The 13,827-nt window shown below is 32.7% G+C and carries 7 protein-coding genes and 1 CRISPR repeat array; of the genes, 1 reads left to right on the forward strand and 6 read right to left on the reverse strand.

The window, feature by feature from the left end; genetic code table 11:
* The first annotated feature begins 326 nt into the window (after positions 1–326).
* Positions 327–3,551: a CRISPR direct-repeat array (repeat unit 46 nt; unit sequence GTTGTGAATTGCTTTCAGAATTGTATTTTTACTTAGCATTCGCAGT).
* Between the two features lie 109 nt (positions 3,552–3,660).
* The 5 genes from cas2 to VP395_RS11980 all read right to left on the reverse strand — a co-directional run bounded on the left by cas2 (position 3,661) and on the right by VP395_RS11980 (position 11,742).
* Complete coding sequence (gene cas2 / locus VP395_RS11960) at positions 3,661–4,005, reverse strand: CRISPR-associated endonuclease Cas2 (protein ID WP_346242244.1); 345 nt, start codon at positions 4,003–4,005, stop codon at positions 3,661–3,663.
* An 86-nt stretch (positions 4,006–4,091) separates the two neighbouring features.
* Positions 4,092–4,988, reverse strand: a complete 897-nt coding sequence (cas1, locus tag VP395_RS11965; protein ID WP_346242245.1) for a type II CRISPR-associated endonuclease Cas1 — start codon at positions 4,986–4,988, stop codon at positions 4,092–4,094.
* Positions 4,985–9,415 carry a type II CRISPR RNA-guided endonuclease Cas9 gene (gene cas9 / locus VP395_RS11970; protein WP_346242246.1) on the reverse strand — a complete coding sequence of 1,477 codons (4,431 nt, stop codon included), beginning with the start codon at positions 9,413–9,415 and terminating at the stop codon, positions 4,985–4,987. The genes cas1 and cas9 overlap by 4 nt, the downstream gene beginning before the upstream one ends.
* 1,074 nt (positions 9,416–10,489) lie before the next feature.
* Entirely contained in the window at positions 10,490–10,852 is a 363-nt protein-coding gene (locus VP395_RS11975) for a hypothetical protein (RefSeq protein WP_346242247.1), read from the reverse strand.
* Positions 10,852–11,742: a hypothetical protein gene (locus tag VP395_RS11980; protein ID WP_346242248.1), complete on the reverse strand. Its 891-nt coding sequence runs from the start codon at positions 11,740–11,742 to the stop codon at positions 10,852–10,854. Before VP395_RS11980 ends, VP395_RS11975 begins: the two co-directional genes overlap by 1 nt.
* A gap of 156 nt (positions 11,743–11,898) precedes the next feature.
* Between VP395_RS11980 and VP395_RS11985 the strand changes: the two genes are divergently transcribed.
* Positions 11,899–12,114 (forward strand): helix-turn-helix domain-containing protein, encoded by a 216-nt coding sequence (locus VP395_RS11985; protein ID WP_346242249.1) that lies wholly within the window; start codon positions 11,899–11,901, stop codon positions 12,112–12,114.
* Positions 12,115–12,248: 134 nt separating this feature from the next.
* On the opposite strand, the gene VP395_RS11990 is transcribed toward VP395_RS11985, so the two are convergent.
* Entirely contained in the window at positions 12,249–13,481 is a 1,233-nt protein-coding gene (locus VP395_RS11990) for a site-specific integrase (protein ID WP_346242250.1), read from the reverse strand.
* Positions 13,482–13,827 lie beyond the last annotated feature (346 nt).

Genomic DNA, 13,827 nt, shown 5'->3' on the forward strand with positions numbered 1-13,827 from the left:
CAAAAAAACCTGTAAATCATACGATTAACAGGTTTTTGATATTGATTTATATGCTAATTTGTCGGGGTGGCAGGGAGAAATACCCCAATGTATTTTTTTAATATTCAAATAGTTACATATTAATTTACTGCTTGGTAACCGAATAGATAACTTATTTGATAAGACCTTTTGTTGTATTTTGCTACTAAAATAATGATTTTAGAAAAGAAAAACTATTTTTAATATAATTGATAAAGAAATTAGTACATAGAGCGGATAAAGTGCCAATCCTTAACTTATAAAAGTGAGCATATAAAATTACTATTAACCCTTTTGTGAGTTAGGCTATTGTGAATTGCTTTCAGAATTGTATTTTCACTTAGCATTCGCAGTCATTTGGCGAACCTGTTTTACCAGTTACCGGTTGTGAATTGCTTTCAGAATTGTATTTTTACTTAGCATTCGCAGTACCTAAGTTGCACGAATTGTTAGGCCCCGAGTTGTGAATTGCTTTCAGAATTGTATTTTTACTTAGCATTCGCAGTCTCTTTACTTTTTCAATGCTTCGGCAACTGTTGTGAATTGCTTTCAGAATTGTATTTTTACTTAGCATTCGCAGTAACAAGGCGTGGAGATAGTATGACACATCGGTTGTGAATTGCTTTCAGAATTGTATTTTTACTTAGCATTCGCAGTTATATTTTTAAACAAGCTAAAAGAGGTGTTGTTGTGAATTGCTTTCAGAATTGTATTTTTACTTAGCATTCGCAGTCAAGATACGACAAGATAATGGCAGTTATAAGTTGTGAATTGCTTTCAGAATTGTATTTTTACTTAGCATTCGCAGTTATTGTTTGCATTACCCAAGTGGAATAGAGTTGTGAATTGCTTTCAGAATTGTATTTTTACTTAGCATTCGCAGTTGGGTCTGTTATATTTGTTAGTTCCATTTCGTTGTGAATTGCTTTCAGAATTGTATTTTTACTTAGCATTCGCAGTAAATATAATGAAAAATTAGTTATATCTTTCGTTGTGAATTGCTTTCAGAATTGTATTTTACTTAGCATTCGCAGTAATGCTTCGGCAACTGAAAAGAGATAGCAGTTGTGAATTGCTTTCAGAATTGTATTTTTACTTAGCATTCGCAGTTCTAAGTGCGTGTAAAATTGTGTTATCCCGGTTGTGAATTGCTTTCAGAATTGTATTTTTACTTAGCATTCGCAGTTATTGAAACAAGAATCCCTACAAAGGAAACGTTGTGAATTGCTTTCAGAATTGTATTTTTACTTAGCATTCGCAGTTTTATAACAATACAACAGGCGAATATTCTTGTTGTGAATTGCTTTCAGAATTGTATTTTTACTTAGCATTCGCAGTACTCACGAACAAAAACAAGGGAGGACATAGTTGTGAATTGCTTTCAGAATTGTATTTTTACTTAGCATTCGCAGTACTGTCGTGGGTTCTCCGTTACCTCAAAGGGTTGTGAATTGCTTTCAGAATTGTATTTTTACTTAGCATTCGCAGTAAAAGGAATCGAAAGTTACTTACGAATCATGTTGTGAATTGCTTTCAGAATTGTATTTTTACTTAGCATTCGCAGTTAGTTCCTGCGGGCACTACTACACCTGCAGTTGTGAATTGCTTTCAGAATTGTATTTTTACTTAGCATTCGCAGTAAAAAGGCGTGATTGATAAAGAGGAAGCCTGTTGTGAATTGCTTTCAGAATTGTATTTTTACTTAGCATTCGCAGTAAAATCTAAAAAATGAAAGTAACCGTATTAGTTGTGAATTGCTTTCAGAATTGTATTTTTACTTAGCATTCGCAGTAAAGCTATTTTAGACAGCATCCCAGCTGCGTTGTGAATTGCTTTCAGAATTGTATTTTTACTTAGCATTCGCAGTAAAATCTTTACGATCGGTGCTGTCTTTTCCGTTGTGAATTGCTTTCAGAATTGTATTTTTACTTAGCATTCGCAGTTACTGTCCTTTCTGAAGCGAAAACCATTTCGTTGTGAATTGCTTTCAGAATTGTATTTTTACTTAGCATTCGCAGTAGATAATCTAAACCAACTACCAATACTATCGTTGTGAATTGCTTTCAGAATTGTATTTTTACTTAGCATTCGCAGTTTGAAGGTTCTTATCTTGAGGCGTTATTAGTTGTGAATTGCTTTCAGAATTGTATTTTTACTTAGCATTCGCAGTCGTAGGCGAATTTGTAAAACCAAAAAATACGTTGTGAATTGCTTTCAGAATTGTATTTTTACTTAGCATTCGCAGTTTTAAAAACAACTTAATAAATAAACGATGAGTTGTGAATTGCTTTCAGAATTGTATTTTTACTTAGCATTCGCAGTCAATAGGATGCGGAAAGTGTATTGAATGTGTTGTGAATTGCTTTCAGAATTGTATTTTTACTTAGCATTCGCAGTGGTGGTTTTGCATACACGATTGAAGCTTTAGTTGTGAATTGCTTTCAGAATTGTATTTTTACTTAGCATTCGCAGTTCTCTTTGCCATTATGCGAATAAAGATACTGTTGTGAATTGCTTTCAGAATTGTATTTTTACTTAGCATTCGCAGTCTGGAGATTTCGCGGGCGCGGTTGCAGACGGTTGTGAATTGCTTTCAGAATTGTATTTTTACTTAGCATTCGCAGTAGGTTTGCCATTTGCTCTTCACGAGTCAATGTTGTGAATTGCTTTCAGAATTGTATTTTTACTTAGCATTCGCAGTCAATTGGTGTCTGTAAACACCATTAAGAAGTTGTGAATTGCTTTCAGAATTGTATTTTTACTTAGCATTCGCAGTATTGGTTAATATCAAAATATTTAGATTTGTGTTGTGAATTGCTTTCAGAATTGTATTTTTACTTAGCATTCGCAGTCCATTTAACAAAATCGACAGGCTCGTTTTGTTGTGAATTGCTTTCAGAATTGTATTTTTACTTAGCATTCGCAGTGTTAAACGCTGTATATACACACGATAGAGCGTTGTGAATTGCTTTCAGAATTGTATTTTTACTTAGCATTCGCAGTTTGCACATTAAAAAAGAAAATGTATATTTGGTTGTGAATTGCTTTCAGAATTGTATTTTTACTTAGCATTCGCAGTCCTTTAGTATTGAAAGCGACACCAGACCAAGTTGTGAATTGCTTTCAGAATTGTATTTTTACTTAGCATTCGCAGTGGGCGAAGCTGCGGCAACCTACAACCGCCGTTGTGAATTGCTTTCAGAATTGTATTTTTACTTAGCATTCGCAGTAATCGGGAGCTGATGAAGGAACAAAAGCTTGTTGTGAATTGCTTTCAGAATTGTATTTTTACTTAGCATTCGCAGTAACTACAACATTAAGCAAAACTTCATTTGCGTTGTGAATTGCTTTCAGAATTGTATTTTTACTTAGCATTCGCAGTTAATAATAGTTTATCAAGTTCGTACTGTTCGTTGTGAATTGCTTTCAGAATTGTATTTTTACTTAGCATTCGCAGTTTCTTTGTAAGTTTCCGCGCACCAATTATGTTGTGAATTGCTTTCAGAATTGTATTTTTACTTAGCATTCGCAGTATATTAATATATAAGAAATTGATATACTGTATGTTAAGTGTTTTGTTGGAATTTAAAATCTGCTCTCTACCAAACACTACAAGTAACCTGCAACTTAATTTTTTTATTTCTAAAATAATTCGAGTTGTTGAGACGGTGTTTCCAACTCAGCAGGTTTCTGTCCATAAAATAGCTGCATCATTCCAAATTGTTTATCGGTAATTTGCATAATTCCTACTTTACCATATTCAGGTAAACTTTTTTTAACACGTTTGGTATGAACTTCTGCATTTTCCCTGCTAGCACAAAACCGCATGTAGATACTAAACTGAAACATAGTAAAGCCATCATCCAACAATTTTTTTCTAAACTTGGTAGCTCGTTTTCTATCTATAGCTGTTTCTGTTGGTAAATCAAAAAACACAAGTACCCACATACTTCTATATTGGTTTAATCTTGAAAAATGACCATTCATTAAGATATATTATATCCTTATATTTCTACTATCTTTTAAGAATAGGGGATTCAGAATTGATTTATAATGTATTCTTGGTAATATTATTATTCAAAAACAGGATACAACACCTTTCTACTAATACTAGCAAAACACTCATACAAACTATTGGTGGTTCGGCTCATAGCCACCATTAACGGACTTTTATTACCATCAATTACCACGTCTATAACAGGTATTTGCAACAAACCGGTTTTTAAATCTGTTGTTAGGGTTTCATAATTGCCTCCAGCTTGCACCATATCATTAACCAATACATCAACGTATACCCGATAAGGCTCCATAATATCATCAGCCAAACAAAACGCATTGTACTTATTTTTATGAAAAATGCCCACCGATGGTAATAACCCACTACTAACCAAGGCTCGTGCTGCAATACCCCTTAAAATGGCATACCCATAGTTTAACAAGTTATTTGGAGGAGCTTCTTTTTGTCCTCTTATAAAATTTTCAATACCAAAAATATGCTGCCAATAATAAACTGCCGCTCTACTTTCATGGTTTTCGGTGTCACCGCTTTTAACCTCGTTGACCCATTTGTGCATTTTACGAGCCGGAATGCCTTGTTTGTCCATAAAATTAGCTTGGTTTTGTATTTTGGCACTAATGGTTTGTTGCCATAAGTTTTTCTTTAATGGCACACTGGCATTTAGTTGATGACGCATCCGCTCAGTCTGTTCGCTATGCCCCACCAAGGGTTGCAATAAGCTAATTGGTAAATGATACCCATCACAACTTATAAGAGCCGCATTATTTTGTATCAATTTAGAAAGTAAGCCATTACTAATGGTTATTTGCTGATTTTCCAGGACTACCATACCCACATCTTCAATAGGTACTGTTTTGGTTGGTATACCTGCTTCTGGGTAATTGATGACCAACTGTTGGTTTTTGGTACTTAGATAGGCGGGATTACTGAAAAAGAGGGTACGTTTGATCATCTTATAACATGTGTGATATTACCTAACCTATCTATTTTTAATTTCCAACACCTGTCAGAAATCTTAAAAGCCCAACCACACATTGTCGTTTGGTATTTATTTTGACTTCCTAATTCACCAAATTTAGTTTTTGCATCATATTGTTTTATTAAATTTGAAACATCATTTCTAATAAAATAACATTCAACTCCTGATGTTTTTACCATTTTATATATTTTCTCAACTTGTTCCTTCGTCAAATCATTAAAATTGACTAAAGAAGGATTATTTATTTCTTCATCTGTTGGCACATAAACCAAATCATTTGGCGATAATGAAAATAAAAACACCCCTTTAGTATGGTCAACTGGAACTGGAGTACGTTCTCCTTTAGGTAAATGGGCTACTTGTTTTTGATGTTCAATTACTTCATTTAAAGGAATGGTCTCATAGATTCGTTTTTTATTGTTTTCATCCCAATAAATAGCAAAAAAAAGATTGGTCCCTTTAGCTGCTTCTACATATTTATCTTTCTTGTTTCCTGAATACCCAACATTAAATCTACTACCAACTTCATATAATCTAACTTTATAAATGGGCTGATGGGATTTCCCCTTATTAAGAATTTTAATATTCTTATTTAATTCTTCAATGCCATCTGCATTAAAAGCCAAATCGAACTGTTCTTTTCCTTTTTCGTCTATATAATTTTTTAAATGATTTTTTAATATCTCCTGAATACTAGCATCTGTAATTTTTTCAAGGTGTTTGTGGGTTTTTATTTCAGATAAAGGAACTCTTGATGCTGTTGCTATTTTACCTTTAGGTGTGGGTATATTTAATTTTCCAGAAACAGTTTCTTTATGCATTGGCTTTCTAATCGCCCAATTATCTCCTTTGGTTTGTTTTACCAACACTTTTTTAACTTGCCCGTCCTTTTCTTTCCATTGCCAAGTTTTATTATTTGTCTTATTGATTACTCTTGTATTCAGCTTAAAACTAACAATGGTTTTTTCTAAAACAGATTTAGCTTCGGTTGGAAAATTATCCCAAGGATGTTGGAAATATTTGGTATAATGCCCTTCTTCATTTTTAATTAGCAAAGAATCTCTTAACCCATAATTTTCATTTTCAGCGTTTAAAGCATTCAAGTAGTTGATGTGCTTCTTTGAACAACAAGCAATTACCAAAGCATCTAATGCATGATGCCTATGGTCTATTCGCTTTTTACTGAATCCTTTTGAAATATCATCTGGAACTTGAATTCTAAATGCATTTATCTTTTCATCCCAATACCCAAAACTGTCAGAATTTGTTATTGAATTTAAACGCTGAAATCTTGGAACAACTAACTCATTCCACTTATCATTCAATCCCCAATCTTGTTTCAGTTTTGAAGTAATAGAACCTGTTACTGGTACAATATGTTTAGATGTAGCTTCTTGTTCATTCTCTTCCCTAACCAAATTACCTAATAATCCTTTGATAAGTTTGCTAATATATCGGCTATCATTTAATTGTCTTTCAATAAAACCTTCTGGAATATCCTCACTCAATAATTTTTTTAGCTTGGCTTTATTCTTTTTAAAGTACTGATTACAATGGTTTTCATATTGCTCTAAAGAAAGAACTTCAACCGATTTACCAGCTCCTAAAGATACTTTTTCTGTTCCATGGTTTTTAATAAACTCATAAGCGGTTTGGTTGTCTTTTAATTGATTCACCTCGCTTTCGCAAATTACTTTATTACTTAAAGAATCATCAAAATAACGAGATTGAGGAATAATATGTTCTATTTGATAGTCGGTGGTAAACAATCTACTCATTGGAATTGTTTTTCCAGTGTAAGGAGAAATATAACCTTGCTCTAACCACAATTTATATTTTGTGATTTCAGCTTTTGTTGGGGAATTATTTTTTCTTATTTTTTCAATAACATCATCAATTACTTCTATACTTTGATAAATGCCTTCTTCATAAATTTTTAAAATTTCTTGTTGGCTTGGAGAATATGGTTTTACCTCTGCAACACCGTCGTTTTGTAATTCCTTTAATATTTCCTTTATCCTATGATTTGTGTTTTCATTTTCGGTAACTCTTTTAGTTAATTCTTCTCTTTTTTTAGCAGGACTTTTCATTTCTCTTCCTAATTCTACATGAATTTCATCAAAGAAATTTTCTTTGCCCTCTCCAAAGTGTTGCCAAATATCCCTAACAGTTCTTAAGGTCTCTGTAACTACCTGTTCTACAATTGGGTTTCGTAAACTATGTTGTTTGAAATCTTCTAAATATGTATTTATATCTTCTAGTGTTTTCCAGCGTGCTATGTTATTTGCTTCAGAATGGCGGTTATATACTAAATAACACGCTTGATATGTGTTAAGGCCTTGTAAAGGATTTTTATCTTTAAAATCCATAAAGCTTTTCAATAATTGTTTTGGTATATCGTCATCTATAATGCTTTCGTCAATTTTATCTTTGTTGAAATCAATGGTCTGTAATCGCTCTATAATATTAAAAACCCTGTCCTTAGTATCTAGCTTTATTATAGACTCATTCCAATATTTACCCATACGCATTAAAGGCAAAATCTTTTTAATGGCTTTTTCTGAATATGCTGCATAATCACTTTTAAATGGCGGAAATCTTTTGAAATTTTCAACAAATGATTCTATATCAATATTATTCTTGATTGCGAAGTTCTTAATTGCTTGTTCATATTCATTTTTATCTTTTACCGAATAGATAATATGCCAAAGTTTGAGTTCATTTTCTGTGGTTAAAAAGGTATAGACATCAAGATTTTTAACCTTTTTTAATCTCGATATAAATTGAGATTTGGTCTCATTGCAAGGGTATTTTTTATCCTCTACGTAATTCCATCTATAGTTGTCTTTCTGTTTCTTGTCTATTTGGCTTTTATCAACAAAATATTGAATAATTTGTTTTTGTTCTATCTCTTTTTTAGTGTTTAAAAAATCGAATAGTTCGACCCAATCTTCTTTAGTCTGTAAAAATTTGCTTGTAACCTCTTCATCCATCAACTTTCCGTTTTCATCTTCCTTTTGATAAATTTTTAGGTTTTTTATAAACTGCCACAACCTGAACTCCTGAAAAAGAGGATGCGATTTAGAAATTGCTTTTAAAGGTTCTGTATGCCAAATTTCTTTTTCTTCATTGGTAACTTTGTCAATTATCCTTTTCTTAAACGACCTAGTTTCATATTGACATCCAGAAATGGTAGACTTTTTACTTTTTAAAGGTCTTTGATAAAAAATAATATCATCTGTGAACAAATATTCAAAACCTTTGTTTTTAATATTTTGTTGATGTGCTTCGTTTCTTGGATATAGTTCTTGCACACATTTTTCGTATAGCTCTTCGCTTTGTAACTCGGGATGGTGCTTTATTTGCTCTTTAAGAATTTCAATGAATTCCTTTTTATAGAATTTTCGCTCAATGGTTTTAACTAGTTTTCCTCGTATTTTTTGTTTTGGATTTTGCAGAAGGGTTTCATAAATATATTGACCTACCGTTTTCTCTGAATTTTCAATATCTCGCTCGGTCTTCTTTTTTATGGCTATCCAATCCTCGTCTGAGTTTACAGCTTTATACGTTCTTTTTATAGTACCATCTTTCATTGTGGAGATTGTTACTATAAACTCTTTGCTTTTCCCAATCCAGTTTTCGGTTTTTACAACTTGTTTATCGTACTTCCAGCCATTAGAGAAATAAACATCGTATAATTTTTCATTACTTTTTTTAATTACTTCTCCAGAGTCAACAACTTTTTCTACATTTAAGGAAAAGTATTCTCTTGTTTTGTCTTTAGACAACTCTTCTTCTTCGCCCCTTAATTGATAATATCCTCTTTTTTGATTGAAATTTAGAATTATCCATGCCAACTCTTCCTTCTGTATTTTTTTTGATAATGCCTTTTTTCTTAGGTAATAAATTGTCCAGTCATAAGGAATTTTTATTTCCTCCCCATTCTTTTTATTATAGAACAAAAGCGGTTGACTTTTCTTAAATTCTTCAACCATTTCGTTAAATGAATCTATAAAAACAAACTCATGCCTTCCTTTTTCAGTTTTATAATAGTTTAGTTTTTCTTCTGTATTATCTTTAAACTGGCCTAATTTTTTTTTAAAGTCTATCGAATTTTTATAATGTTTTGGTAAAAAATCTATAATATTTAGAACCCTATGTAGGCGTTCCCGTCTAAATAAACTTCGTTGAAATAATCTTCGAACCCCTCTATACCCTGTCCGTTCAGCCGTTTGGGATATTGAAACCCCCGAATCAAATTTCCCTAGTACATCTTGACTCATCGGTATAATTCTACTTCCTAACCCTTTTATTAAGCCTTCCTTTTTTTCACAATTTTGCTCTACCAAAGACCAACCGATACTATTTGTTCCTAAATCTAGACCTAATATTTTTTTCATGCTTTTAAAAGATTTTTATTTTTTATACATTATAAAATGGTAATGCATTATTTCTTTATGGAAAACCGTAACCTGCTTTAATTATTTTATTATATATTAGCAATACAATTTTGAAAGCAATTCACAATAAGGATTATTCCGTTGTGAAAACATTTAAAGCGGTTCTTACGAATCGCTTTTTTTTTGTGCATTACATAATTATTGTTGAAACTCAATAGCTTTTTTATTAGCTATACAAAGCTTTCTGTTTATGTAATCTTCTTTATACCTGCTCTTTATACCCCTATTAAGACGACGAATAAAACAAGCAAAATACAAACATAAATTGCTTTACAAAATATTTAATACGGAAAACCGTAAGCGTTCTGAAATAAAATGCTTAATTAATAATAGGGAGATGCTAAATGTATTAAATAATGGTAAGCAATTACTCTATTAAAATAAGAATTTTTATAAATTTAGAATCATTTCACATAACACTCAAAATAAAAATGCAAACTTATTTTTAAAGAAGATATAGTTCACAATTAATATTTTGAAATACTCTTATAATTTATTTTGATACCACCCTAATAAGAAGAGTATTCCATATAAGAAGTTACTTATTTACAGAAAAGTTATCTTTCATAAAGTCCCATAGAAAATTGGTAATATGAAACTAAGGGGTAAAGCAAGAGGGTAACACGCTAAAGCGATGTTACTATATTACCTCCTTAGTTTTCAGTAGTTTCGAGGGGTCGAATGAATTGTTATTTAATCATTTTTCATGGAAAAACGCTCGTAGACCAATAAAATTAATATATTTTTCCGTGAAAAAGTAGGCTTTGGGTACAATTTGTTACCTTTTGGTCTCTTTTGAAGTTTTAGAAATATTTATGAAGATTTAAAATTTGGTTTTTACGAAAAAACTCGCTTAGCCCAGTAAAATCAATCATTTTTTTACTAAAAAAACAAATTTTAGCCCTGAATTCTCCAAAAACACTTCATAGTATTAGCTCGATAGATGTTGGGGCTTTAATCCGTAAAACAATTAAAATGCCAACAGCTATTGGGAACATTCTAAATTTAATGTTTTTATCCCTGTCTTTTACTTTTTGCCAATAATAGTTTTTCAATGGCGTCATAACTTGCCAACTGTGCATCGGGCAATATACTATCCACCAGTTCCAATACGGTTGCAATGGTCAGTTCCTTGGAGCAATTGTTCAGCCTTGGTGAAGCAAAGTCGTTCTCACTGTCCAAAGCCAAAATGCATACCCGTAACAGACTTGAAATAATGTAGCGCAGTTCACCATTGTCGGTTACTTCAAAGGTGGCTTCCTGCATGACAGGGCTGTCCTCCCTCCTATAGTATTTGCGCTCTCGGGGGTGCAATAGCCTAAAGACTTTGTCCAATGTTTCCCTGTCCTTTCTGTGCTTTTTATTTTTTGTTTTCATCAGCTGGATTTTAAGGATATTGGTGCATGGGCTTTATAATGGATTTCCTTTAGCTTTTTCAAGTGCCTCTCTCCTAAGCTTTGGGCTTCTTCAAAGAACCGTTCACAACGGTTAAAGGCTTTGTCCGAGTCCCTGTGCGAGAATTCATTTTCTGCCTTAAAGCGCATGATGTGGTGGGCATTGCACAGAATATAGTGCATGCGGTGCAGTCCATAGGTCTCTTTGGGGAATATGGTCTGTGGTAAGTGGCTGAAATGGCTGCAAAGGTGCAGCATATAGGACAGTGCGTAATGCTGTGGCTTAATTTCCCAAAATGCATACAACAGTCCCAAACATATCTGCTCCAAGGCATAGTGCATGGTCATCAGTCTGGAAGTAACATCCTCTGTGGGTTCAATGTTATCTAAAATGGACAGTAGATAAGCTGCGCGCTTCATTCTAACCTCCCATGTTTTTTGTATGCGTTCGTAGATGTTCGGGTGGATCAATATCTTATAGTCCCTGAACCTTAACAGGGCATCATCCGCTCTATATATACAGGGTGTTCTGAATATAGTCTTTAACAAGAAATTATTGCCATAATCCAATCGCTTGGTAGCTTTTGCCAATGTGAAATAAATGGCATAGACCCTGCAACGTTGCTGCATTTGGTTATAGATACCGTCCATAAATTCACCAAGTTCCATGGACATGGGTCTGTAACCTATAATAAGCAAGGTGTAGATGACTGTTTTTTGTGGATAGGTACTTATTGGTGACAAAAAAATATGCTGTTTCTTTTTGTCAGTATTTACACCGATAACATATACAGCATGTAACGGCAGTTTCTTTTTGATAAGGGTCAAAAGTTCCTGCTGTAACGGGAACTTTGTTGATATTTTTGCTTTCATTTCTATATTCTTAAAAATTAATATTCCTATTTTAAATATATTTATTACTAAAATAGGAATATTTATTTTAAAAACAGTAAATAATAACTAGAATTTTATAATAAAATTGTAATAGATGTTCTTAATAGGTAAATTTATATTCCTAAAAAAGTAATAATGACCGAGCTTGGACTATATTTATCTAGAAGATCAATTAACCGATCTGATGTTTCTAGAAAAACAGGAATTAACACAACAAGACTAAACGAGTTATCTAATAATACAAGAACTAAATTTCGAGTTGATGAACTTTATAAAATCGCTTTAGCTATAGAAGTTAATCCTTGTGAAATGCTAAAAGAAGTTTGCAAAGACATAAAACTGCCTAAGTAATACAATTGATACTATTAAGATTGTTGTATTTCTTTTTGATTTATACATAAAATTTCCTTTCAATATGCTCCCGTCTTCTTGTGAAGAGCATATTGAAAGGAAATTCTTTTTTAAGCCTCAAAAAAAATAGTTGTTTAGGCTGGTGCTTCGGATTGCTGCTTCTTGGTTTCAATTCTTGTAACCAAATTGTTTATATCCTCGCTTATCTTGGTCTCCACTACCCTAGCATAAATCTGTGTTGTTGACAGTTTGGTATGTCCCAATAATTTTGATACTGTTTCTATGGGTACACCATTGGAAAGCATAACCGTTGTGGCAAAGGTATGTCTGGCAATGTGGAAGGTCAGGTTTTTATTGATTCTACAAACATCTGCTATCTCTTTTAAATAAGAGTTCAATTTTTGATTGGAAATGTTTGGAAACAAGGTTTGTTTGTTTTCAGTGTTTGGATGGGCTTTATATTTATTTTTTATTTCCAAAGCTTTCGATAATAAAGGTATTTTAATTGGAACATTTGTTTTTTCACGTTGTGAGTTAATCCATTGTTTACCATCTATACCTATACATAAATCATTTGTTGTTAAATGCATCACATCACCATAAGAAAGTCCCGTATAACAACTGAATACAAATAGGTCTTTGATTAATTGCAACCTTGGAATTTCAAAGACTTTATTTTCTATACGCTCCAGCTCTTCCGAAGTCAAGAACCCTCGCTCCTTTCTTTCATACTTTGCTTCAAATTTTACAAAGGGGTCTTTATCTATCCATTCCATTTTAAAAGCAAGACTTACCATTTTCCGTAACCGTTCAATGTGTTTCATAACGGTATTGTTTCCCATTTTCTTCTGGCCCCTTAAAAAGCGTTCAAAATCTATGATGAACCTATAGCCCAATTCAGAGAGGAACATGTCTGTGGTTTTATACTTTTCCTTTAAAAATAGATAGATGTACTTGTGTGTGGTATAATAGTTTTTCTGTGTACCCCAACGCAAAGTGCTTTCCATATGGGTGTTGTGATATGCTATGATATCCGATAGTGCATGACAGCTTTCTGTGTTCCCTAAAAAGTGGGCCTTGATAATGTCTGAGGTTACCAGCTTGTTCTTGTTTTCCAATTGTTGGAAGCATTCGAACAGTTTTACATTAACCTGTTCTAGGTAAGCATTGACCAACTTGTTTTCATCGCTTACGGCTTTCAATCTGCTTTTAGCGGAATTCCAATCTGAAATATAGACCTTTCGCTTTAGGGATAGTTCCGAACGCTTGCCGTTTACCGTAATTCTGGCATAAAGTGGGGCTTTCCTGTTTTTGGCTCTTGCCAGTTTTAGCCAAAACAGGATACTGAAGGTGTTTGAACGTGTCATAATCTTTCATTTTTAAGTTAAACATTAAAAACAAAAGTCAAATCAAGTCATTCGGTTACCTTTTTTATGGGTTTTTAGTATAGGTAACCGAATAGGTCACTTTTTTTACCAAACCAAAGCAAATTAAATGTGACCCTTTAAAATGCAAAAACTTGATAATCATTCGATTACCAAGTTTTTGACACTATTTGATATACTAAAAAGTCGGGGTGGCAGACTTAATTTAAAATAGACTCACCCTTTGATATTACTGTATAATTGCTGTTTTTATCACTTCGTGTTCACCTAATTGCTCACTAAACTTTAAAAGAACAACTTTAAAATTTAATTTGATTGTTTTTGATAT

It is taken from the genome of Mariniflexile soesokkakense, from assembly GCF_039650365.1.
In the GTDB taxonomy this organism is placed as follows: Bacteria; Bacteroidota; Bacteroidia; order Flavobacteriales; family Flavobacteriaceae; genus Mariniflexile; species Mariniflexile soesokkakense.